Source organism: Chryseobacterium camelliae (assembly GCF_030818575.1).
Taxonomy (GTDB): Bacteria; Bacteroidota; Bacteroidia; order Flavobacteriales; family Weeksellaceae; genus Chryseobacterium; species Chryseobacterium camelliae_A.
Genome location: NZ_JAUTAL010000001.1, coordinates 2,020,173 through 2,042,457 on the forward strand (window position 1 = coordinate 2,020,173; position 22,285 = coordinate 2,042,457).

Genomic DNA, 22,285 nt, shown 5'->3' on the forward strand with positions numbered 1-22,285 from the left:
TCCCGGCTTTTTTATACACTTTGTCTCATTAGGTAGGAACATACGATTTCAATGACAGCCTCCAGATTTTCTTCAAACATATAATGACCGGTATCCGCCAAATGCACAAGTTCATACTGCTCAGCAGCCATAGGAAGCGCATATTGGTAAAAGCCGTAGGAAACATTGCTGGCCATTCCCATTACAGGCATGGTAAGTTTACTGTAATTTTTGCTGTCTTCAATATCCTGGCTGAAAGCCTGGTACCAGGCATTGGATGCGCGGATGCGTTCGGGCTGATTGTAGACAGCAGCATAGGCTTCTTTTTCAAATTCAGACATTTTGCTTTCATCAATCATGACATACCGGAAGAGCCAGTCTAAAAGATTATAGTACCGGCCTTCCAGAAGCTTTTCGGGAAGTCCCCGGACCTGGTTGAAGCCCATCCACCAGGTATAAGGATGAACAGGATCTATCTTATCCCCGAATGTACCGGCAGCCGGGATCAGCGGCATCTGGAGCATGCCTTCATTGGGATGAAGGCCATCGGCAACAATCAATCCGGAGACTACCTGAGGATAATTATAGGCCAAGCTCATCGCTACCATACCGCCGATATCATGGCCCAGCACAAAAGCCTCATGAAGGCCCAACTGAAGGATAATCTCATAAATATCCGATGCCATCGTTTTTTTGTCGTATCCGGAATCAGGCGTTGCAGAACTGCCCATTCCCCGGATATCCACCACAAAGACCCGGAAATGTTTAGCTAATTGTGGAGCAATTCTATGGAATGAATACCAGGTTTGCGGCCATCCCGGAAGGCAGATCAGAGGAGATCCGCTGCCTCCTTCCACATAATGGAGCTTTATTCCGTTCACATCAATAGTATGATTGGTAAATCCTTCCCAGTTTTTGATCAGTTCTTCGTCTGTATATTCAGTGTGCATAGCAGTGAAATTAAGGTTAATGGATATTTATTTTCTTGTTAAAGCCTCTTCGGCAGTGGTCCAGGTCAAATCCGAATATCTCCCGTTATCCAGCGTATGGTGATGGGCGGCAAACATACTGTACAGGTACTGCATCTGCTGCCACGCAGGATACAGCTGGTGTTCTCCTTCGGGATGCTGTTTCCTGATTTTTGTAATTGTATCCATAAACCCTTCCATTGATCCCTGATTCTGAAGTTCAAACGGTGTTCCGAATACGCTTTCAGTGAGCGGAACAAGATCTTCCGGACTTATCCGGAATCCGGCAATGCGCAGGTAGCGCGGAGCAGCATCATCCAATGCCGCGGCGGCTGTAAAAGCAGCTGTATCATCCAGGGTGGTGAAATCAATTTCCCATCCGGATTTACCCTCGTAATAAGCAATGGTGCGGTTTTTTGTATTCATAAGCGGAATATCGTATTGCAGGACATAGGCAAAAGCTCCATTGAAAACGGAAGTAGCCTGAATAGGGCGGCTATCGATAAGGGCTGCAAAAGTTTTGCGCAAATCGAAATTACGGTTGCATCCTTCAGGCAGCTGCGTATAATCAGTACAGAAATCAGAGGGGATGAAACGTGGTACACCTGCTTTAACGGCAGCCTCCAGAAGTTTAGCCTGTGTTTCTACGATAACGTTGTGCAGCCCTGCGAGTGCAGATACTACACAGGATACGCCGGAACAGGCAGACTCCAGCATGGAAGAAGCATTAAAATCCACTTGAATAACATTAACGCCTAGATTCTCCAGCGCATTCACTTTTTCTGCATCGCTTTCCGTGCGTACTAAGGCTTTCACTTCTGCTCCCCGACTGATCAGTTCACGGCAGATTTTTTCTCCAAGGCTCCCGGTGGCACCGGCAACCAAAATTGTTTTTTTCATAATTGTCATATTGTTCATATGCCAAAACTATGAATTATCGGAAGCCGCGAAACTACCAATTGGTAGTTTATCAGGCCTTCTCAGCGGATGTTTTTCCGGATGCGGCTCAGCGCATTGGGCGTAATGCCGAGATAAGAAGCCAACTGTTTTACAGATACCCGCTGCATGAAACCTGGTTTCTTTAAAAACTCAAGATAGCGCTCTTCCACTGTAAGGGTCTGGAAACGGATAATTTCGTCGATCATGCGTATGGCCATAGATTCCCAGATTTTCCTCCCGAATTCCTGCCAGGCGGGAAGTTCACGATACAATAATTCCATATCGGCCTTTTCAATGTAATACAGTTCGGTTTCTTCAATGGCTTCCACATTAAAACGGGTCGGCTCCTGATGTTTAAAGCTGGTGATCTCCGTAAAAAATTCATCCGGCAGTACTACCCAGGCGGTTAGTTCCCGGTCTTCGCTATACACAAAACGCAGGGCTCCGCTCCTGATATAATAATACCGGCTTGCTACCTGTCCCTTTTTTAACAACAGCTGCCCCTTCCGCACTGTTTTCACATGGAATTTGGAAAGGATCATTTGCAGGTCATCATTAGAGAAATGACCGGACCGGATTAGAAAATCTACAAATTCCTGCATGATGATAGATTAATTTTTATGACTGACCCGTGTAAAGTTCAATAAAACAAATGTATAATAAAAGTTGGATAATTAATCCCAGGCAAGATTTTACAATAATCTTATGTCAGGAAATGTCTCTGCCTGAAGCAAAATTTCAATAATAATTTACGGTAATCCGCAAGGAAGCAGGTAATATCATCCTATCTATCTTTGGTTGAAAATTAAAGCATAAGTGATGAAGCCATAAAGCCTTGTTTAATTACAAGGCTTTACATTTAAAAATGGATACTGCTTATTTAACTGCTGTAGCTTCCAGTTCCACTTTCAGGGTTTCAAAAAGGCTTTTTACCTCCAGCACGGTAGAAGCCTGCCTGATCCCGTTGTCAGTGAGCCATTCCTGTACAATCCCGAAATTTTCAAAAAGTTCTGATGCTGAAGTGGTGTATATATTCAGCCGCACAATATGGTTCAGTTCATACCCCGCTTCCCGGATTACCTTTTCAAGATTCCGGATGGTATGGAGCAGTTGCGACCGCATATCCCGGTCACTTGAAATGCCATCGTCACTGATGGCAGTCTGGCCGGAAACATACAAAGTGCTTTCAACATTCCTTACTTCCACAGCCTGAACATAATTTCTTTCCTCCTGCCAGGTCCATGGATTGATCACCTGTTTTTCCATTGAATGAGTGTTTACAATTAGGATACAAAACTGCAGATATTATAGGCATTATGGCTGTGACGCAGATCACTTTATTGATTTCCGCTTTTGTACAGCCTGCTCAGGGTTTCCCTTGAAACACCGAGATACAGTGACAACAACGATTTCGGAATCCTTTGAACCAGCGCAGGATAAAGCTGTAAAAACTGTTCATACTTCTTTTTCGGGGATAACGTGAGCAGTGAAAGGATCCTTCTTTGATTGGCTATATGCCCTTTAACAGACTTATCAAGAAAATATCCGGATACATGAGGGTAACGTTCAATAAGCATCCGGTAGTCCTCATAATGCAGGCTGTAGATTTCGCTATCTTCAATGCACTGAAGGTTAGACACCGCCGGAACCTGATGGTAAAATGCAGAAAAATCTGTTTCCCACCAGTTTTCAAAAGCAAAAGACAGAATACATTCTTTCGCTTCTTCATCTGAATAAAACAGCTTAACCAGTCCGGAGGATATAAAATAGACATGGCTAACCTTATCGCCTTCCCTGAAAACATAGTCCCCTCTCTTCAGCTTCTGATGGTGAAACAAATCTTTAATCTCCAAAAACTCCTGATCGGTCAGGGGGTTAAACATATCAATGCTGGTTTTTGAAAAGTGCTCCATTTTTTTTAATTTTGATCCGAAGAATTCTATAGGGCTCAAAAAATGTTTCCACTTTTTCCGTTAGCCCGGTCTCCCACAATATACGCATTAAGTTGTATTCTGATCCTGAATATGAGCAAAGACATTTGGCAGGCTTTGCCTGAAACAGCATGATAACCGCATTGTGTTTCAAAAATCACAGAACATCATATCAATACCACCATTATACAAATCAGAGAGAAAACATGAAAATAATCGTCACCGGAGGGCCCGGAATGGGCAAGACCTCAATTATCGACACCCTGAAAGAAATGGGATACTCCACTGTACCGGAATCCGGAAGGAATATCATCAGGAACCAGGCTGAAACCTGTGGAGACCGGCTTCCATGGAAAGACCGGAAAGGATTTGCTGAGGAAATGTTCCATCAGGCCATTGAAGATTTTAACTGCGCAGACCGCCATGACAGCCTTACTTTTTTCGACCGTGGTTTACCCGATGCTATTGGTTACCTTCTGCTTTGCCAGATCCCCGTACCGGAAGCCATGTGGCTTGCTGCACAACAATACCGTTATTATGAGAAAGTCTTTATAACACATCCATGGAAAGACATTTACATCAATGATGAAGAACGCAAGCAAACTTTTGAGGAAGCTATCAAAACCTTTGAAGTAATGGATACGCTCTACCGCCATCTTGGGTACAGAGTAATTGAAATTCCCCAAACTGCCGTTTCTGAAAGGGCCGGATTTATACTTCAGGAAATCGGGAAGTGATTGCTTTTATTATTTTTTAATAAAATAAAAGTTAGTTTAAACTTCTATAAGAATGCGTCTGTTGAAATCAATAGATAATGCTATTCGAATGGTCAGAGTTTAACTTCATCCTTTTCCAGATTCCGCAGCCGGCGCGAAGCAAATCCTGAAAAAGCAACCATTCCGCCTAAGAATCCTATACCGATAAACAGTCCACGTATTCCCAGCCATTCTCCGAGAGGGTTAGCAATAAGAAGGCCTAAAGGCGCTGCAAGTCCCATAATCATATTCAGTAAAGACAATACCCTGCCCTGGATGTGATTAGGAATCACTGTCTGTAATAATGCTGTTAAAGGGGCATTGGCAAAAATAAAAGTCAGTGAACTGATTGCCCACCAGAATACGGACAGCCAGAACTGATCGGCAGGCATCAATGCCACAAAACTGATGGCGAAGCAGGATAAGCCCAATCCGGTAAGAATCCATATCATTTTACGCTTCGGAGCTATAAGGGTGATGATAATTCCTCCCCCAATCATACCCACTCCGGCAAGTCCTTCCATGATGCCTACTTCCCTGACACTCCCCTTAAAATAGTCCTTTATCAGAAGCGGCACAAACGTAAAAGTAGGCATAATGATGAGTACGATGCAGCCGAGCAAAAGAAAAAGCCTTTTCAGTCCCTGATCATTCCATACGAGAATAATTCCTTCCTTTAACTCAGATACGATATTATGTAGAAGCTGCTGACCATTCCTTGGTTTCCTGTATTGCGGAATCGAAAAAAAGAATAGCGGTGCAATGCCCAGCAAGGCGGTGAAAACGTCAATGCTCAACGCCCAGCCTAAAGGCATGACGCTTACCGCCAGTGCGCCCATCGGAGCACTCGCTATAAGGGTGGCTCCGTACAGGATCTGGTTCAAGCCCGCAGCACGCGGCAGAAAGTCTTCAGGAACAATCATTGCAGCACTGGCTTCGGCCGCCGGAGCCTGAAAAGCCTGCATCGCTCCCCTAATGCCCATCATGATGTAAATGTGCCATAATTCTATACTATCTGTGATAAATAAAAGCATGAGTCCTGCCATACAGATTGCGCTTACCGCATCGGCAAGGATCATAATCAACCTCCGGCTGTACCGGTCCGCAAATACGCCTCCGACAGGGCTCAACAATGCCTGCGGCAACAGGGCAACCGTTCCGGCCATAGCAAGTTTGCTTACACTTCCGGTAGTATCGGCAATCCACCACATCAACACAAACTGTGTGAGCGCGGAACCGATAATGGAAAAAGCCTGTCCGGAAAAAATAAACCAGTAACGCTTCTGCCAGCCAGTACCTGCTAGGGTAAGTTCATTTTGATTATGTTCTTCATCCAACCGCATAGGAGAATCCTTTTTCATAACACATGACTAAATATATTATCTGTCCAGCCACAGTTTAAACTGCGGCATCCTGATGCGGCTGACGATGATTTCCGCATCCCGGTTTCTTTTCAACATGATTTTTGCTTTTTCACCAAAATACTTGTGGATGCTTTCTATACTGTTAACATGCAGGATATACTGCCGGTTCACCCGGAAGAAAAACTGCGGATCCAGTTGCTCTTCCAGTTCATCAAGCGTATACGGAACAGCAACAGAACTGCCATCCAGCAGCACGAAATAGACGATCTTATTCTCCAGGCAGATATAATCGATCTCTTCGGTGGGTATTATCTTATACGTTTCCCGGTAATGCAGCAGAAAACGGTTCCGGTAGGTTTTCTGCCGGGTTTTCAGCATTTCCAGGATTGCGCCCGCATCCTCTCCTGACAACTGAGAACGGGTATGGATCACTTTTTCAAGGGCCTCTTCCAACTCTTCCCGGACAATAGGTTTCAGAAGATAAGCTGCTCCGTATACTTTGAAAGCCTGCAAAGCATATTCATCGTACGCTGTAGTAAAGATGACCGGTGCCTGAACATCTGCTCTTCTAAAAATCTCAAATGATAAACCATCCGCAAGCCGGATATCCATAAAGATGACATCAGGCTGACTGTGGGAAACCAGCCAGTCCACACTGTCTTGTACGGTGGGAAGAACGGCTAGCAGATTGGCCTGACCCGTTGTTTTCTCGACCATACTCTTCAGTAATTCTGCATTATGCTGCTCGTCTTCTATGATGATATACTCCATACTATTCCGTTATAAATTCAATAAAGGTAAAACTACCTCAAAAGAGGTCGGGGTTTCTACGATTTCAGGGGTTACATTGTCCAATAACAGATATCGTTCGCGGATATTTTTTAATCCCAATCCGATGCTTTTATAATCGATATTGATGCGCTGCAGATTATTCCTCACGGCAATCTTACCGTTTCCGAGACTTTCCAAAGACAGCTTCAGCGGCTGCCTGAGCGTGGAAATATTATGCTTGATGGCATTTTCCAGCAACAGCTGTAAAGTGACCGGCGGAATCCCTTTTCTTTTATCTTCTTCTGTAATCTGCACCGAAAGCTGAATGGTTTCCCCATGCCGTATCCTGATCAGATGGAAATACAGGTCTACAAATTTCATCTCTTCTGCCAGCGTTACCACATCTTTTTTAGCGGTAGTCAGGATATAGCGGTACACCCTTGATAAATTGGAAAGGAACTCTTGCGCGGCATTCCGGTCCGTTTCAATCAGCTGGGTAAGGATGCTGAAATTATTGAACAGGAAATGAGGATCCAGCTGAAGCTTCAATACCTGCAATTCAGCCTGGAGCGCATTTTCTTTCAGCTGATGGGAAAGCAGTTCCAGCCTGGCGGTTTCAATTACCTTCGCTTTCCAGCGGGCAAAAAAGAAAAATGAATAATAAAAACTGTTGACAAATGCAGCAACCACGATATTGACTACCAGGTAAGCCCGGATCGCCAGTTCCGTTTCTATGTCATCCACTGAAGGTCCGGGCCATATCCAGTTATACACAGCGTCTTCCAAATATAATAGCAGGCACATACAGGCGATGACTACGATGGTGGTAATGATAAAATGGACAAGGATATTATTGCCGTACACTGCTCGACGGTGTACCCATCCGGAGAGCAGTCGAATGACACCGAAAAGGATGGCATACATCAGTATGCTTCCGGAAAGTGTCAGCGCGATTTCAAACCACGCCGCTTCACTATAGAAATCCCACCATTTGCTGGAAGGGTTCAGAAGGTACTGGATCAGGATAGCCAGCCCCAGTGAGACCGGCACGCCACTCCACTGGAAAAGCCTTTTCCCAAACAAACCTATATTTTCCCTGCTCTGAATATTCATTAATTTCCGCCTAAAGATTTGTAAAGAGCAATATAGGTAATTATTTCTTTCTGTGCCGCTGCCGTATAGGCCAGCTCCGCCTGGAAAGCACTTTGCTGTACCGTTAAAACTTCCAGGTAATTTGCCTCTCCGTATCGGTAGAGCATCTGTGCATTGTCAATAGCTTTATCCATTGCTTTTTTACGGTTGTTTACTTCATACAGTTGCTCCTTTACCTGGATAATATTGTTCATAGCTGTACTCACCTCTTCTACTGCTATCAAAACCGATTTCCGGAACGTATGTACTGCGGCTTCCCGTTGGTGAACGGCCTGTTCATAGCCTGAACGGATACTTCGCCTGTTGAACAGCGGCTGTGTTAATCCTGCAGCAGCAGTTCCGAACAGGGATCCCGGAATGGAAAACCAACTAGCCAGGTTAGTAGCATTGGAACCGCCCTGTGCCGTAATTTTCATGCTGGGGTAAAATTCGGTTTTGGCTATACCTACCCTTGCGGAAGCCGCCTGCAATAATAGTTCCTGCTGTTTTACATCCGGGCGGTGGGCCAGGAGGTCAGCCGGAACTCCTGTTTCAAGATCTGCTTCAAAGACATGATTCCCAAACTGCCCGGAGCGTTTAACAGCATCAGGATAATTGCCTGCCAGAGTCTGTAAGGCATTTTCCTGTGCTTTGATGCTGGCTGTGATATCCGGGATCAATGTACGGGTTTCTGCCAGTTGGGCTTCTGCCTGTTTGATGGCCAGTGCTGTAACATCGCCTACTGCATATTGGGTTTTCAGCATCGCAACGGTTTCCTGCATGCTTTTTTCGACCTGTCGGGTAATTTTCAGCTGCTCATCCAGACTCAGGAGGTTGTAATAGGCCTGTGCCGTCTGTGCGATCAGCTGTACACGCAATGCTCGCCTGTTTTCAGTCCTGCCGAGGTAGTTCGCCAGCGATTCTTCTCGTTGTTTCTTGAGCTTTCCCCAGAAATCGACATCCCAGGAAACCACTGGCGCAAAATTATATTCCTGAAAGAGCAGTCCGCCGCCAAACGAAGCCTGCATGCTGTTTTTGGACAGCCGCTGTATCCCGGTGTTAACTTGTAAGCTGATATCCGGAAGGTAATTCAGTTTTACACTTTTCAGCTGGGCTTCAGAAGCCAGGATTTCCTCCGAAGCAACAAGCAGATCCGGATTTTTCGCCATCACCTGATCCAGCAGGACAATCAGTTCCCGGTCCTTGAAAAAGTCCCGGTAAGCCGGAATTTCGGCTGTTTTGATACTGTCCGCAGACCCGTTAAATGATGCAGGCAGGCCAAGTTCTGGCCGTTGATAATCCTGGGTTACTTTACAGGATTGTAACAACCCGCAAACGACAATGACTGTTAAACTATATTGTGTGAGTGTTTTCATCTCTCTGGTTTTTATTGATTGATACTTTATCCTGCAACCACTGGAACACCATATACAGAACCGGGATCACAACCACTCCCAGGATCACGCCGCTTAACATTCCTCCGGCGGCACTGATGCTGATGGACTTGTTCCCCATCGCGGTCCCGCCTTTGGCAAACATCAGCGGTATGAGTCCGGCAACAAACGCAAAAGAGGTCATCAGGATCGGACGCAGACGCATTTTCGCCCCTGCTATGCCGGCTTCAAAGACAGACAGTCCTGCTTTGCGCTGCCGGATGGCAAATTCCACAATCAGGATAGCATTTTTAGCCAAAAGCCCTACCAGCATGATCAATGCGATCTGGACATAAATATTATTATCAATGCCGGCTAATCCTGTGGCGATAAAAACCCCTAAAATCCCTGTCGGCAGGGACAGCATTACGGCAAGGGGCAACAGGTAACTTTCATACTGGGCAGATAGCAGGAAGTAAACGAACAGGATGCTCAGCCCGAAAATAAAGATCATCTGCGAACCGGAATTACGCTCCTGCAAGCTGAGACCCCCATATTCATAACTGTAGCCTTTCGGCAGTTCTTTTTGCAGCACCTCATCAATGACGCTCATGACCTTTCCTGTGCTGGCTCCGCCGGCAGCATTTGCATTCACGGAGATGCTGTTGTAGAGGTTATACCGGCTGATTACCTGAGGCCCGTAGACTTTTTTAAGGCTGACCAGTGTAGAAACCGGAACCATCTTATTGTCGCGGTTGCGGATCATAATGTTGTCCAGAGAAGCTTCGTTTTTTCTAAATTCCGCTTCAGACCTTACGTTGACACGGTATAATCTTCCAAAACGGATAAAATCTGTCGTTTGGGAACCGGTCAGGTACAGCTGCATTACATCCATGATTTCTTTGGGCGTAAGGCCCAGTTGCTGTGCTTTGTCTTCATCCAGCATCACTTCATACTGCGGGTAATCACTTCGGAAACTGGTGAATGCAGTTCCGATCTCCGGTCTTTTGCTTAAAGCATCGATCACTTTCCTGCTGATCTTTTCAAAATCGGCAATACTTCCTGAAGCCCGGTCCTGAAGCACCAATTCCACACCTCCTGCATTTCCGAATCCTTCTACTGCCGGATTTCTGAAAATCATGAATTCTCCCTTAATTTTTCCTTTTACTGCAGCCTGTATTTTTTCCATCACCTTGTTCATATCCGATACTTCTCCTCTTTCTTTAGGATTTTTAAGGGTGATAAACCCCATGGCGGAGTTGGGTGAAGCCGCTGAACTGAACAGGTTAAATCCGGAAACAGTGCTGATACTTTTTACTTCGGGCATCCGGCGGACAATTTCCGTCGCTTTTTCCATTTCGCGCGTGATGTATTGCAGGTTGGCACCGGCCTGAAGGTTGACCACGAAAGTGAGGTTATTGTCGTCCTCCTCTGGTATAAACCCTTTCTGCGCATTGTTCATCAGGAAGAACGCACCAAAAGCAATGAAAGCTAATGCTCCAAGGGCAATGATCTTTCTTTTTCCTAAAAACCGAATGGTACCTACATATTTATCAGTCAGCCGCTCAAAACTGGCATTGAAAGCACTGACAAACCTTTGGGTTAAACTTTTTGTTTTCCCCTTCACTTTCAGGATGATGGTTCTTCAGCAGTAAAGCACATAACGCCGGGCTTAGGGTCAGGGCATTGACAGCTGAAATAAGAATCGCAATGGCAAGTGTATAAGAGAACTGTTTATAAAAAACACCGGCGGGACCTTCCATAAAACCTACGGGAAGAAATACGGCCGACATCACGAGGGTAATCGAAATAATAGCCCCGCTGATTTCACTCATGGCCGAAGCCGTTGCCGTTCTGGCATTCTCACCGGTTTCTTCCATTTTTGCATGGATGGCTTCTACCACAACAATGGCATCATCCACTACAATTCCAATAGCAAGTACCAAGGCAAACAGCGTGAGCACATTGACTGAGAATCCGATCAGGTACATGAAAAAGATGGTCCCGATGATGGATACGGGAACGGCAATAGCCGGAATAATGGTTGACCTGAAATCCTGGAGGAAAACCAATACTACAATGAATACCAATACAAAAGCTTCGATCAGCGTGGACTTCATCTGTGAGATGGACGCATCCAGACGGTCTTTCGTATTCTGGATGATCTCGAACTTGATGCCGTCCGGCACGCCGGCCTGGAATTTTTTCAATGACTCTTCTACTTTGATGGCTATTTCGTTGGCATTGGAACCACTGGCCTGGATGACGGAAAACACCACTGAAGGCTTTCCATCCGTAAAAGTATCGCTGGAATAATTGGACAGCCCGAATTCAATCCTGGCCACATCCGTCAGCCGCAAGACAGAGCCGTCCGTTTTCGAGCGCAAAATGATCTTTTCAAATTCTTCAGGCTTATTCAGTTTTCCTTTGTACCGCAATACATACTGCAGCTGGGCATCCGATTCTTCTCCCAGAGCCCCGGGAGAAGATTCAAAGCTGTAGTTCTGGATCGCCGTTTCCACATCGGAAGGAACGAGGCCGTAAGCGGCCAGTTTCGACGGATTAATCCATACGCGGACGGAATAGTCTTTAGCCCCGTAAAGTGTAACATTTCCTACCCCGGGAATCCTTTTCAGTTCTGGAACCAGGTTAATATTGGCATAATTCTGAAGGAAAGCTTCGTCATACAGTTCCGGTTTCTCACTGTTGATATTCACTACCATCAGGTTGCTGGTCTGCTGCTTGGTCGTAGTCAGCCCCAAACGGATTACCTCTGCAGGAAGCTGGGCATTGACTTGGGCAACACGGTTCTGAACATTGACGGCCGCCTGGTCCGGATTTACCCCTTGCTTAAAAACAATGGTAATAGAAAACCCGCCGTCATTCGAAGCACTGGAAGTCATATACTGCATGTTTTCTACCCCGTTGATGGCCTGCTCCAACGGTGTAATTACAGAGCGGATCACACTTTCTGCATTGGCTCCGGGATAAACACCGGATACAAAAACGGTAGGCGGAGCAATCTCCGGAAATTGCGTCATCGGGATGCGTTGCAGACCTACAACGCCCAGCAGCACAAGTATGATGGAAATGACCGTTGCCAGAACGGGTCTTTTAATAATTTTGTTCAGCATAATTCAGCAGTTTACTTGAAAGCTTTTGGATTGATGACCGAATTTTCAGGAATAGAAGCCAGCTCGTTGGCAATGATGCGGTCTCCGGGTTTAAAGCCGGATCTGAGCAGATAAAAATTACCTGACCGGATATAGTCTTTCAACGCAAGTCTTATCACTTTGTTCTGACGGTTGACCAACCCTATAAATATCTTATCCTGGACTTCATAAGTTGCCAAAAGCGGAATTTTATAAACATTCTGTTCGTTAGTCCTCAGCACGATACGGCCGGTATTTCCGTTACGGAGTAATCCTTCCGGATTCGGGAATGATGCCCGCAGCGACACTGAACCGGTATTCGGATCGAATTGCCCGTCCATCATATCAATTTTTCCGGTATGGGTGTACGGCTTACCGTCAGCAAGCAATAAAGTGATATCCTGAAAACTTTTCAGTTTCTCAATTAAGGTTTTTCCCGGACGGGACGCATTGATGTTCAGGATTTCTTTTTCAGGAAGGGAAAAATACACGTAAATCTCACTGACTTGTGAAAGGGTTGTTAAGGCCTGCGTATCATTAGGGCTTACCAGTGCACCGATCCTGTTGGGGATTCTGCCGATGTAGCCGCTGACAGGTGCTTTAATGACAGAGAAACCTAAATTGAGATCAGCAGATGCAACAAGGGCCTGCTGCTGTTTTACTGCAGCCAGTGCATTTTCATAATTGGTTTTAGCTTTACGATACTGAAAATCTGCCACCACTTTATTTTCACTCAGGACTTTATATTTATCCAGTTCCAGTCTTGCAGAGGCAAGCTGTGATTTTGCCATTCCTAACGCGGCAATAGCCGTATTTTTCTGCTCCTGGTACACATTGGCGTTAATCCTGAACAGAGGCTGCCCGGCTTTTACAAAAGCTCCTTCATCTGCATATATTTTATCGATATACCCACTGATCTGGGGCCGCAGCTGAACATTTTCTTTCCCCTGTATACTGGCCGGAAAAGCCTGCTCTACTACTGCTTCTCCGGGATGCAACATAAGCACTTCTGCCTGTACAGCTTCTGCCTGCATGGCCTGATTGTTCAGGTTTCCATCTTTACAGCTTTGGACCAGTAGTAAAATGACTATACAAAACGCTGTATTCAGGATGCTATAGTTTCTGATGTGCTTCATTTCTGCTTTTCTTGAAATTCAGGACAAAAGTAAACACAGATGTATCCTGCAGTCGTTTTTTGTGCCTGAAGTGTAGAAATTGAGAGGTGAAATGCAGGATGATCGGTTTAAAACTATATAGATTACTCAAAAATAAAAACTGATCATCAGCTTGTCTATCAGCACTTTCAACAAAATCATATCCTGTAAACAAATTTTGATCAAAATTTCATCTTCTATTTCAACTGTATAAGAATATTTTATTACTTTAACCACAAAATAAAACCGCGTTTTAACACGGTAACACAATAAAATTTTTAAGCCATGAAGCCTATAAAACTACTTTTTCTAAGTGCATTGACTGTAATGATCTTTAATTCCTGTGAGCAGATTATTGATAATATGCAGTTAAAGAAGGAACAGGAAGCCCAGACATCCGCTTATATGGGAAGGTGGGTAGGCAACTACAGCGGAGATGAAAGCGGGAGCCTGATCCTTGACATTAAAAAAAGCGGATCCGTAGAAGTGATCCGGTCTTCCAACGGTGTGGAGGATAGGTATTATACAGACATTTTCTCCGGGGCAAGCCTTCAGGTTACTTCATCACCCAAGTCCGGATTTACTCTGTACGGAAATATGGAAACCCACACCGGAACCTGGAAAATGGGGAACAGCAATGGCACGTGGAGTGTTAATAAGCAATAACTGATGGTTGCAGATTTATATAAATTTTAGCCTTAATTCCTTCATAATTAAGCTAATCAATCTTACAATGGCATTAAATAAGCAATTTACATTCAGTGTATGAGCAGCCATGAAAATTTGAAAGCAGACTTTCTCAATTTTGTCTCCTCCCTTTCTCATCTGGAACAGGAAGTAAAAGACATTATGGCTTCCAAGCTGTGTGAAAAACAATACCGGAAAGGCGAATCGATCCTGGAAGCAGGAAAGGTCTGCAAACGGATCTATTTCATAGACACCGGCCTGGTAAAAACCTTTTTTTACACGGATACCCGTGAATTCATCATGCGCTTCTTTCCTGAGGGAAATATGTTCACGGTCCTTGACAGTTTTGTGCTTCAGCAGCCGTCTGCATTTTCTGTTATGGCACTTGAAGATACGGTTGTTACCTGCCTTAATCATGATGACCTGGAAATCTTTTGCACAAAGTATCATTCTATAGAAACATTTTACAGAAAGCTTCTTTCACTGGCCACCATGAATATGATGGACAGAATGGGTGGCATGCTGGAAGAAAAGGCGTATGTGGCTTAACATAAGTTCGTGAAAGAAAACGGAGCGCTTTTACAGCGGATCAGCCTTGCAGATCTGGCTTCTTACCTGGGCATTACGCAGGTATCCTTGAGCAGGATCCGCGCCATGAAGTAGTTTTTTATCATTTGATAAATGCAGGATGATATAAGGGAGGTACCTTCGGAGGAAATCAAACCATTATGAAAAAGCCTTTATCATCCAGTCAGAAATTAAGCTTTCTTATCGCAAGTATTTTTACCATTGTTGCTCCCGTCATGGGCTACCTATCCATTGGGCTTGCTCCCGTTGTCATTGTTGGGGGATCAGCATTGATCGGCCTCTTTTGCTGGTATTTTACCTATCTGAGAAAGCCTGTTGAACCCGGCATTATCCTGCCGCTGTTTATCCTTACCGTTGCCGGACTCCAGATTCATATTGTTGAAGAATACCTGATGGGGTTTGCACCGGCCATGAGCCGGCTGTTCGGGATCCCGTGGAGTGAAAAAAGTTTCCTGATGGTCTTTGCCCTTATCGGCCCAGTAATCTACACCCTGACTTCGCTCGGACTGTATTACAAAATTCCTATAGCGGGTTTTGTAGCCTGGTTTATATTTATCGGCCCAGGTGTGGCAGAGTTTACGCATTTTATTTTCCCGCTGATCGCTCCGGACCTGCTGCCGCACGACCCGCATACTGTAACCACAATCATTGATGGCACCTCAATTCAGAATATGCCTAATTTTTATTTCAAAACTACAGGTAAGTATTATTTCCCGGGTATGTGGACCGCAGTTCTCCCTATGATTCCGGGCTGCTTGGCTATTTATCGCTTGCTGATCGGGAAAGGAAAGTAAATGATATCAATCAATATGGATCCACTCCTCTTTAAGATTTGTTTTCGTAATTTTAATCCGCAAATAAATCTTAACCCATGATTTAATGAACATCATATCCATAAGAAAAAATCCTGACTACAAAGACAAAGCCATTCAATACTTTCAGGACAGCTGGGCCGAAGTATCCCCTATCATTTATGAAGACTGCATCTCCCATTGCATTGATGCAGAACAGGCATTACCTCAATGGTACCTGTTAGAAAAAGACAATGAAATAATTGGCTGTGCCGGACTGATTACCAACGATTTTATCAGCCGCATGGACCTGTATCCCTGGCTGTGTGCGATGTTCATTGATGAGAAGCATAGAGGGAATAATTACGGAAGACTGCTTATTGAACAAGCTAAAAACGACGCAAGAGAAACAGGTTTTGCCAGGTTAAACCTCTGTACGGATCATATGGGGTATTACGAGAAATATGGCTTTAGCTATATTGGACAGGGGTATCATCCATGGGGTGAAGAATCAAGAATTTACCAGATTAAGTTATAAGTTCAGCAACAGTTATCCTCAAAAAACAGAGCCCAATGGATGAAAAAATCATTGACCGCATCAGGCAGATTGAACATGGCTTTAAACATATTATAGCAGCCGGGGATCAGGTTTTAACAGATCATCAGGAACAGCATTTTAACCTGGCCCTACAATATCTTGCTGACGACAGCTACCAGGTAAGAATGCTGGCTGCTTATCTTTTGGGACAGCTTTCCCCAAATCATCCGGAAGCACTTCATATCCTTGAGACAAGGGTTGCAGACGACCGGAACTGGCGGGTACAGGAAATGCTTGCTAAAGCCTTTGATGATTACTGCCGGTCCACCGGATATGAGGAAAGCCTGACTGTCATAAAAAGATGGCTGTCTGACCCTAATCCCAATGTTAAGAGAGCGGTTACAGAAGGACTGAGGATCTGGACAAGCCGTCCCTATTTCAGAGAGCATCCGCTGATCGCCATTGCACTGATCAGTTCAAATAAGTCGGATGACAGCGAATATCTTAGGAAATCAATAGGAAATGCCCTTCATGACATCAGCAAAAAGCATCCGAAAGAGGTGTCGGCTGAATTGGCCTCCTGGGATGTGACGGATAAAAAAACAGCTTTTACATATCAACTGGCCCAGCGTAAGTGAATTCAGGCAACAGCAGAAATTTTAATACTTTATTTATGCTCAAAGAAGATATCATTAAGAATATGTACAGTCAGTTATCTGATTTTTTAACCCGGTTAGAAATTTTGGATGATCAGGAAGTACGTTTTTGCTTATCCTTATTCAGGCCGATTGGGTTGAGGAAAGATGAATTTTTCCTTTCGGAGGAGATGGTTTGCGGGCAGATTGCATTTGTTTGTAAAGGGGCTCTAAGAGCCTTTTCAACATTACCTGATGGAGAAGAAAATATTACTTGTTTTAAATTTGAAAATCAGCTGGTCACTTCTTTTGAAAGTTTTATGTTCTATAAGCCCTCGTTGAAAAGTATCCAGGCCATTGAGAAATGCCATCTGCTTTCGATCAGCCGGCAGAACTACCAGGATATTTTAAAGACAATTCCATCATGGCAGTCCGTTATAAATGTGATGCTCGAACAGGAATATAGTGAAAAGGAGCGTTACCTGATTCATTACAGTAACCAATCAGCCAAAGAAAAATACGTTCATATTCTGGAGCATTCGCCTGAAATTGTCCGGAGAGTCAAGGTTGAGCACCTCGCCTCTTATCTGGGCATAACCCAAAGAACGTTGACTAGGATACGCAAGGAACTATCCAATCCTTCATTTTAGGACAAATGTCCTTTTTATAATGCTGCTGCACCCAGTATTTTTGAAGAAAATAAAAGCATGCAGAAAATCACTGAAGACGTATTCCACATTCCTCTGATGCCCAGAAACGGCATCAACTGTTATATTATTGAAGGTGTCCTGATAGATTCCGGGATTAAAAATTCGCATCACAGGATCATCCGTGCATTAAAAGAAATCCCGGTCGGCAGCCATGCCCTTACCCATGCCCATCCTGACCATCAGGGTTGCAGTGACGTAATCTGTACAGAGTTCCGGATACCTTTGTATTGCCATGAAAAGGAAGTTTCCAGGGCAGAATCCGGCCTGGCCACAGTGGATTATCCTTCAAAAAGAAATATAATTGCCAGGTTCCAGCAAAAATACTGGGCAGGAAAAGGACATCCGGTAACGAGGACTCTTAGGGAAAATGATGTTCTTGGCAATTTCACCGTTATTGAAACACCCGGACATTCATCCGGCCACATTTCTTTCTTCAGGGAAAGGGATGGTATCCTGATCATCGGGGATGCAGCAACCAACATGAACCTTCTGACCACTTGTACAGGACTTCACCTGCCGCCGGGTATTTTTACGTCTGACGGACAGGCGAACATACATTCACTGAAAAAACTGAAACACCTGAACCCAAGAATTATCTGTTTCGGCCACGGCCCGGTACTTCATAACAGGAACAGGGAATTCGAAACATTCGTAGATAAATGTGAATATTATCTTTAGTGGTGTTAAACTTCATCTTCCCAGATTACATGCGCAATCTTCCAGCCATCAGTATCCTTCCTCAGATGAAAAAACTTATGGCCGCTGCCTTCAAAATAATCTCCGTTAAGCCACCCTTTTTTGGAGTATTTTGAATAACGCTGCGCTATGTTTCCCCTGATCCTGGTTTCCTCATCTGTTTCAAATTCACTGAATTGCTGCAAGGTACCGTCAGTCAGCATTTTTTTCCTGGGCTCAATAAAAGATTCCAGTCCATACAGGTCTGCATGCTCACCGGATGCCCTGATGATGCTCACAGAAGCAGAGCATATGTCATGTATCGACCTGAAATCCGGTTCCTGCAAAGTATTGTCAAAGAGACTGAAAAACGAGCGGATGATTTTTCCGATCCGGATCTCATCTGTATTTAAAGCATACTGCAACAGTATTTTTCCATCTGCCTCTACCCTGCTCTCAAAAGTAAACTTCAGCTTTTCCAGAAGCCTGACCGAACGGCTGTTCTCTTCAGTTGTCACAGCCACGATTTTATCTGACAATACCTCTTCCGGAAGTGTTTCCAGTACAGCTCTGGTAGCTTCTGAGGAATATCCTGCTCCGGTGTATTCCGGCAGAAAAGCAAATCCGATATCATAATACTCAAGATAATCCCTTTTAATAAGCGTAATAATGCCTGCCGGATGATCATCAGCCTTCAGCCTTACCGTCCAGTATTTAATATGGGGGCTGCCTGTAATTTTTTCGATATAATCTACCGCATCATCTGGTGTCTGTATATTTCTGTCGCCGATAAACTCCAGCCATCCGGGAGAATTGACCAACTCAAGAATAAATAAATGATCATGCGCCTGAAGCTCATTGATTATAAGCCTGTCTGTTAAAATTTCTTTTCTGGCTATCATAAGGATAAGGTATTGATTGCTCTCATCACTAATTTTTGTGCTGCAGGATATTGATGAGTTTCCCGAATGGATCCCGGACGTAAAACCGCCGTACCTTCCAGGGCTCATCTACGGGTCCGTACTCCACAGAAAACCCTGATTCTTTCATCCGATAGTAAACGGCATCCACATCATTGACTTCTACAGACAGATCCGGGACTTCCGTTCCGGAGCCTCCCTCTGTTGCGAAGCTCACTTGCACATCTGTTTTTTCATTATTACCATAAGTTGTAATCCAGCCATGATCCATCAACACTTTTAGGCCGAGTATTTCACCATAAAAAACCTCAGCAGCAGCGGTATCTGCTATTTTGATATTAGCAACAATTCTTTTCACCTGTATAGGATTCATCGTTCTTATTATTAATGTGTTTCCTTCACGAATGTAGTGAATTACCTTCACATAAAGAATTTAAAAAGGTTAGGATGAAGTTCCCTGTAGCCTCGCATCAAACGATATCACCCCACAACTCCCAGCCTGCTTGCGGCCATCATTAGCTCTGCGACATTTTTCACCGCGAATTTCTGGATCAGGTTCCGGCGGTGGGTATCGATGGTCAGCGGGCTGAGGAAAAGCTCTTCACCTATGATCTGGCTTGTTTTCCCTTCAGCAAGCATGGCCAGGATCTGCTTTTCCCGCCGTGTGAGTTTCGGGGGTCCTTCAGTAACATTTTTTGATGGACGGCTGATGATTTCAATGACCTCACGGCTGTAGCATATATTTCCTTTTACAGCCTCTTCAATACACTTCCTGAGTTCAGGAAGTGAACTGTTTTTAAGCAGGTAGCCACTGGCTCCGTTCTGTATGGTCTGCAAAATGATGCTCCGCTCCGTATGGTTGCTGAGGATGAGGATAAGGGTATTTTCAGACACTTCCTTGATCATCAGGCAAAGATCCATGCCATTAATATCCGGCAGGGTGATATCCAGCAGCACCAGGTCTGTACGGTGGGCTTTCATATAGCTGAGCAGTTCGCGGCCTTTGCAGAAGCCTTCCACAATGTCAATATTTTCTTCATGGGAAAGAAGGTTTCTGAGCCCTTCAATCACAATAGGATGATCATCAACGATCACAGTGCGTAATTTATCCATCTGTAGTTGTGCTAAGTTCTATATTAATCGTAGTTCCCTCATCCGGCGCAGAGAGAATCTCCAGATGTCCTTTCAGATAGGCAATCCGGTTATTCAGGTTGTCAAGGCCCATTCCTTTTCCTCCCTTAAGGGTATCAGGATCAAAACCAGAGCCGTCATCTTCAAAAGTAATAAAAATAGTGGATCCGTTCTGGCTGCACTGCATCAGGATATTGGCAGCTCCGGAATGCCGGATGGAATTGGAAATCAGCTCCTGAATGATGCGGTAAATATTCAGCTGCACATTAAGGGGAATATCTTTCCTGATGCCGAACGATTCACATGAAATTTCCAGTCCGTCGCGCATGTAAAATTCACACAGGTCTTTCAGTGCTGTCTCCAGCCCGAATTTCAAAAGAGTATCCGGCACCATGTTCCTGGCAATACGCCGCAGCTCGCTTACCGCTTCATCAAGCTGGCCAACCGTCCTCCGGAATTTTTTATCTTCCCATACATCAGACTGGTCTTCGGCCCATGAGGATAGGTTGATCTTTACTCCGGCCAACATTCCGCCGAGGCCGTCATGTAAATCCCGCGCGATACGTTCGCGTTCAAGCTCTTCTCCATCCAGCATGGCTTTGGCCACCTTCAGCTGTTGTTTCTGCTCCATTTCACTCAATTGCTGACGATAATTGATTTCTTTTTGTTCGGCAAGCCTGCGCTTATTCCGGGCACTGAGGATCGCAAATCCCAATACGGCAAAAAGCAGGAGGCATCCAATGCTCAGAATACCTCTGTACAGCCGCTCATTTTTGGTATTTAGGGCTGCCTGACGGTTTTGGGCCTGTAAAGCGGCAATTTTCTGGCGGCTTTGGGCTGTACGGTATTTGGTTTCCAGCTCGTTGATTTTCAGTTTGCTTTCGCTGCTATTGATGCTGTCTGTTATCTTCCGTTGCAGGTTCAGCCATTGGTATGCCGACTGATAATCTTTAAGCTGCTCATTGGTTTTGGCAAGTTCACCATAAATCATTGCCTTATCCAGGCTATTGCGCATTAACGTCCGGTCTTTTACAATATCCATCAGGATTTTTCTTGCATCCTTAAAATTTTTCTGTTGGCTGTAGATATTGTACTTCCTGAATACAAGCTGCTGGTGCAGCTGGTTCTGATGGAATTTCTCTGCCAGAGCAATCCCCAGATCAGCGCTTTTCAACGCTTTGTCCAATGCATTGATCGTTGTATAATACAATGTTTCATTGTAATAATAAAGGGTGTTGTTGATCGAATTCGGATACGGCAGAAGTAGTTTTTTTGCTTTCTGCAACATCGTCAGCGCCTTTTCACCCTGTGCAGTATAACAGTATATGCTTACACCGCTCAGATAAGCAAAAAGAAGGGTACTGGATGCAGGGGCTGTTTTTTCAAGCAGTTCAACAGCTTTCTGATTATAATCTGACGCTTTACCAAATTGGGCATTGTTCATTAATATGGTAGCGAGCTGGGTATAAAAGTGTCCCTTCATCACCGGATTACCGGCTTTTTCAGCATAAGGAATTGCTTTTCCGATGGTAATTCCGGTAATGAAATCGTATCCTTTCTCATCTTTATTCATGAGAGCATAATTGTACCAGGCAGAAGCCAGTTTTTCATATGCTCTTTTATCATGGAAAGAAGCCAGTTCCTGTATGGATTTTTTAAATGCTGCAGAAGCCTTTGCAGGATCTGAGCTGAAATAATACTGACCTTCGTAAAAAGGAATGACAGCGCGGTAATAGGGATACTTCTGTGCCAGCTTTTTGCCTGCTACCAGGTTCGCCCTGCTTTTTACGGTATCCCTGAATTTCCAGTAATCCACCAGTGCAAAGCAGGCATCAGCCTTAAGGGTATCCGGCTTTTCAGACCATAAGATGTTCTGCAGACTGTCAAGATACTTTATTTCATCCAATGGAATCTGCTGCTGCGCCATTAATCGCACAGGAAGCCAAAAGAACATCAGAATCCAATAATAATTTTTCATTTTCTCGCATCAATATTTAAAAAAGACGATCGTCTCTCTTTTATTATCAGATGTAAATATGCGGCAAAAATCTTCATGATGCTTCATTTTCATTAATTTGTGTAAAAAACTACTT

General features: G+C 44.5%; 22 protein-coding genes and 1 pseudogene. 8 read left to right on the forward strand and 15 right to left on the reverse strand.

Annotated features, from left to right (window positions below):
- Positions 1-11: 11 nt before the first annotated feature.
- From QE404_RS09135 to QE404_RS09155, 5 genes are all read right to left on the reverse strand, one after another.
- A complete protein-coding gene (locus QE404_RS09135) occupies positions 12-929 on the reverse strand; it encodes an alpha/beta hydrolase (RefSeq protein WP_307449618.1) in 918 nt (305 codons plus the stop codon).
- A gap of 27 nt (positions 930-956) precedes the next feature.
- On the reverse strand, positions 957-1,847 hold the full coding sequence (locus QE404_RS09140; RefSeq protein ID WP_307449620.1) for an SDR family NAD(P)-dependent oxidoreductase: 891 nt from the start codon (positions 1,845-1,847) through the stop codon (positions 957-959).
- 80 nt (positions 1,848-1,927) lie between these two features.
- The gene (locus QE404_RS09145) at positions 1,928-2,488 is read right to left on the reverse strand and encodes a Crp/Fnr family transcriptional regulator (RefSeq protein ID WP_307449623.1); all 561 of its coding nucleotides are present in this window, start codon (positions 2,486-2,488) and stop codon (positions 1,928-1,930) included.
- A 274-nt stretch (positions 2,489-2,762) separates the two neighbouring features.
- Positions 2,763-3,152 (reverse strand): RidA family protein, encoded by a 390-nt coding sequence (locus QE404_RS09150; RefSeq protein ID WP_307453835.1) that lies wholly within the window; start codon positions 3,150-3,152, stop codon positions 2,763-2,765.
- 71 nt (positions 3,153-3,223) lie between these two features.
- A complete protein-coding gene (locus QE404_RS09155) occupies positions 3,224-3,799 on the reverse strand; it encodes a Crp/Fnr family transcriptional regulator (RefSeq protein WP_307449626.1) in 576 nt (191 codons plus the stop codon).
- Between the two features lie 224 nt (positions 3,800-4,023).
- Here QE404_RS09155 and QE404_RS09160 point away from each other — a divergent pair, with 224 nt between their 5' ends.
- A complete protein-coding gene (locus QE404_RS09160) occupies positions 4,024-4,554 on the forward strand; it encodes an AAA family ATPase (RefSeq protein ID WP_307449628.1) in 531 nt (176 codons plus the stop codon).
- A gap of 92 nt (positions 4,555-4,646) precedes the next feature.
- On the opposite strand, the gene QE404_RS09165 is transcribed toward QE404_RS09160, so the two are convergent.
- The 6 genes and pseudogenes from QE404_RS09165 to QE404_RS09190 all read right to left on the reverse strand — a co-directional run bounded on the left by QE404_RS09165 (position 4,647) and on the right by QE404_RS09190 (position 13,499).
- Complete coding sequence (locus QE404_RS09165; protein ID WP_307449631.1) at positions 4,647-5,933, reverse strand: MFS transporter; 1,287 nt, start codon at positions 5,931-5,933, stop codon at positions 4,647-4,649.
- Positions 5,934-5,951: 18 nt separating this feature from the next.
- Positions 5,952-6,707: a LytR/AlgR family response regulator transcription factor gene (locus QE404_RS09170; RefSeq protein ID WP_307449633.1), complete on the reverse strand. Its 756-nt coding sequence runs from the start codon at positions 6,705-6,707 to the stop codon at positions 5,952-5,954.
- A gap of 9 nt (positions 6,708-6,716) precedes the next feature.
- Complete coding sequence (locus QE404_RS09175; protein WP_307449637.1) at positions 6,717-7,820, reverse strand: sensor histidine kinase; 1,104 nt, start codon at positions 7,818-7,820, stop codon at positions 6,717-6,719.
- Positions 7,820-9,214: an efflux transporter outer membrane subunit gene (locus QE404_RS09180; RefSeq protein ID WP_307449640.1), complete on the reverse strand. Its 1,395-nt coding sequence runs from the start codon at positions 9,212-9,214 to the stop codon at positions 7,820-7,822. The genes QE404_RS09175 and QE404_RS09180 overlap by 1 nt, the downstream gene beginning before the upstream one ends.
- Positions 9,192-12,345 (reverse strand): annotated as a pseudogene (locus tag QE404_RS09185) (efflux RND transporter permease subunit). The gene QE404_RS09180 and the pseudogene QE404_RS09185 overlap by 23 nt, the downstream one beginning before the upstream one ends.
- A gap of 11 nt (positions 12,346-12,356) precedes the next feature.
- Positions 12,357-13,499 (reverse strand): efflux RND transporter periplasmic adaptor subunit, encoded by a 1,143-nt coding sequence (locus tag QE404_RS09190; protein WP_307449645.1) that lies wholly within the window; start codon positions 13,497-13,499, stop codon positions 12,357-12,359.
- A gap of 303 nt (positions 13,500-13,802) precedes the next feature.
- Here QE404_RS09190 and QE404_RS09195 point away from each other — a divergent pair, with 303 nt between their 5' ends.
- The 7 genes from QE404_RS09195 (at position 13,803) to QE404_RS09225 (ending at position 18,144) form a co-directional block, all read left to right on the forward strand.
- Positions 13,803-14,183: a hypothetical protein gene (locus QE404_RS09195; RefSeq protein WP_307449648.1), complete on the forward strand. Its 381-nt coding sequence runs from the start codon at positions 13,803-13,805 to the stop codon at positions 14,181-14,183.
- Between the two features lie 99 nt (positions 14,184-14,282).
- A complete protein-coding gene (locus QE404_RS09200) occupies positions 14,283-14,753 on the forward strand; it encodes a Crp/Fnr family transcriptional regulator (protein WP_307449651.1) in 471 nt (156 codons plus the stop codon).
- 179 nt (positions 14,754-14,932) lie between these two features.
- Positions 14,933-15,586: a hypothetical protein gene (locus tag QE404_RS09205; RefSeq protein WP_307449654.1), complete on the forward strand. Its 654-nt coding sequence runs from the start codon at positions 14,933-14,935 to the stop codon at positions 15,584-15,586.
- Positions 15,587-15,671: 85 nt separating this feature from the next.
- Positions 15,672-16,121 carry a GNAT family N-acetyltransferase gene (locus QE404_RS09210; protein WP_307449657.1) on the forward strand — a complete coding sequence of 150 codons (450 nt, stop codon included), beginning with the start codon at positions 15,672-15,674 and terminating at the stop codon, positions 16,119-16,121.
- Between the two features lie 35 nt (positions 16,122-16,156).
- A complete protein-coding gene (locus QE404_RS09215) occupies positions 16,157-16,759 on the forward strand; it encodes a DNA alkylation repair protein (RefSeq protein ID WP_307449660.1) in 603 nt (200 codons plus the stop codon).
- Positions 16,760-16,794: 35 nt separating this feature from the next.
- Positions 16,795-17,406 carry a Crp/Fnr family transcriptional regulator gene (locus QE404_RS09220; RefSeq protein ID WP_307449663.1) on the forward strand — a complete coding sequence of 204 codons (612 nt, stop codon included), beginning with the start codon at positions 16,795-16,797 and terminating at the stop codon, positions 17,404-17,406.
- 57 nt (positions 17,407-17,463) lie between these two features.
- Positions 17,464-18,144: an MBL fold metallo-hydrolase gene (locus QE404_RS09225; RefSeq protein WP_307449666.1), complete on the forward strand. Its 681-nt coding sequence runs from the start codon at positions 17,464-17,466 to the stop codon at positions 18,142-18,144.
- Positions 18,145-18,149: 5 nt separating this feature from the next.
- Here QE404_RS09225 and QE404_RS09230 read toward each other — a convergent pair whose 3' ends face one another.
- The 4 genes from QE404_RS09230 to QE404_RS09245 all read right to left on the reverse strand — a co-directional run bounded on the left by QE404_RS09230 (position 18,150) and on the right by QE404_RS09245 (position 22,170).
- Positions 18,150-19,043 carry a GNAT family N-acetyltransferase gene (locus tag QE404_RS09230; protein WP_307449669.1) on the reverse strand — a complete coding sequence of 298 codons (894 nt, stop codon included), beginning with the start codon at positions 19,041-19,043 and terminating at the stop codon, positions 18,150-18,152.
- 28 nt (positions 19,044-19,071) lie between these two features.
- Positions 19,072-19,434 (reverse strand): VOC family protein, encoded by a 363-nt coding sequence (locus QE404_RS09235; RefSeq protein ID WP_307449672.1) that lies wholly within the window; start codon positions 19,432-19,434, stop codon positions 19,072-19,074.
- A 107-nt stretch (positions 19,435-19,541) separates the two neighbouring features.
- Positions 19,542-20,174: a response regulator gene (locus QE404_RS09240; protein ID WP_307449675.1), complete on the reverse strand. Its 633-nt coding sequence runs from the start codon at positions 20,172-20,174 to the stop codon at positions 19,542-19,544.
- A complete protein-coding gene (locus QE404_RS09245) occupies positions 20,167-22,170 on the reverse strand; it encodes a tetratricopeptide repeat-containing sensor histidine kinase (protein ID WP_307449678.1) in 2,004 nt (667 codons plus the stop codon). Before QE404_RS09245 ends, QE404_RS09240 begins: the two co-directional genes overlap by 8 nt.
- Positions 22,171-22,285: the final 115 nt, after the last annotated feature.

What these genes read in the sequence shown, in the direction of transcription:
- QE404_RS09200 (WP_307449651.1), top strand. Translation starts at nt 14,283, where the DNA reads ATGAGCAGCCATGAAAATTTGAAAGCAGACTTTCTCAATTTTGTCTCC.
- QE404_RS09210 (WP_307449657.1), top strand. Translation starts at nt 15,672, where the DNA reads ATGAACATCATATCCATAAGAAAAAATCCTGACTACAAAGACAAAGCC.
- QE404_RS09135 (WP_307449618.1), bottom strand. Translation starts at nt 929, where the DNA reads ATGCACACTGAATATACAGACGAAGAACTGATCAAAAACTGGGAAGGA.
- QE404_RS09180 (WP_307449640.1), bottom strand. Translation starts at nt 9,214, where the DNA reads ATGAAAACACTCACACAATATAGTTTAACAGTCATTGTCGTTTGCGGG.
- QE404_RS09220 (WP_307449663.1), top strand. Translation starts at nt 16,795, where the DNA reads ATGCTCAAAGAAGATATCATTAAGAATATGTACAGTCAGTTATCTGAT.
- QE404_RS09155 (WP_307449626.1), bottom strand. Translation starts at nt 3,799, where the DNA reads ATGGAGCACTTTTCAAAAACCAGCATTGATATGTTTAACCCCCTGACC.
- QE404_RS09175 (WP_307449637.1), bottom strand. Translation starts at nt 7,820, where the DNA reads ATGAATATTCAGAGCAGGGAAAATATAGGTTTGTTTGGGAAAAGGCTT.
- QE404_RS09215 (WP_307449660.1), top strand. Translation starts at nt 16,157, where the DNA reads ATGGATGAAAAAATCATTGACCGCATCAGGCAGATTGAACATGGCTTT.
- QE404_RS09170 (WP_307449633.1), bottom strand. Translation starts at nt 6,707, where the DNA reads ATGGAGTATATCATCATAGAAGACGAGCAGCATAATGCAGAATTACTG.
- QE404_RS09205 (WP_307449654.1), top strand. Translation starts at nt 14,933, where the DNA reads ATGAAAAAGCCTTTATCATCCAGTCAGAAATTAAGCTTTCTTATCGCA.
- QE404_RS09225 (WP_307449666.1), top strand. Translation starts at nt 17,464, where the DNA reads ATGCAGAAAATCACTGAAGACGTATTCCACATTCCTCTGATGCCCAGA.
- QE404_RS09195 (WP_307449648.1), top strand. Translation starts at nt 13,803, where the DNA reads ATGAAGCCTATAAAACTACTTTTTCTAAGTGCATTGACTGTAATGATC.
- QE404_RS09240 (WP_307449675.1), bottom strand. Translation starts at nt 20,174, where the DNA reads ATGGATAAATTACGCACTGTGATCGTTGATGATCATCCTATTGTGATT.
- QE404_RS09190 (WP_307449645.1), bottom strand. Translation starts at nt 13,499, where the DNA reads ATGAAGCACATCAGAAACTATAGCATCCTGAATACAGCGTTTTGTATA.
- QE404_RS09160 (WP_307449628.1), top strand. Translation starts at nt 4,024, where the DNA reads ATGAAAATAATCGTCACCGGAGGGCCCGGAATGGGCAAGACCTCAATT.
- QE404_RS09235 (WP_307449672.1), bottom strand. Translation starts at nt 19,434, where the DNA reads ATGAATCCTATACAGGTGAAAAGAATTGTTGCTAATATCAAAATAGCA.
- QE404_RS09165 (WP_307449631.1), bottom strand. Translation starts at nt 5,933, where the DNA reads ATGAAAAAGGATTCTCCTATGCGGTTGGATGAAGAACATAATCAAAAT.
- QE404_RS09245 (WP_307449678.1), bottom strand. Translation starts at nt 22,170, where the DNA reads ATGAAAAATTATTATTGGATTCTGATGTTCTTTTGGCTTCCTGTGCGA.
- QE404_RS09150 (WP_307453835.1), bottom strand. Translation starts at nt 3,152, where the DNA reads ATGGAAAAACAGGTGATCAATCCATGGACCTGGCAGGAGGAAAGAAAT.
- QE404_RS09140 (WP_307449620.1), bottom strand. Translation starts at nt 1,847, where the DNA reads ATGAAAAAAACAATTTTGGTTGCCGGTGCCACCGGGAGCCTTGGAGAA.
- QE404_RS09230 (WP_307449669.1), bottom strand. Translation starts at nt 19,043, where the DNA reads ATGATAGCCAGAAAAGAAATTTTAACAGACAGGCTTATAATCAATGAG.
- QE404_RS09145 (WP_307449623.1), bottom strand. Translation starts at nt 2,488, where the DNA reads ATGCAGGAATTTGTAGATTTTCTAATCCGGTCCGGTCATTTCTCTAAT.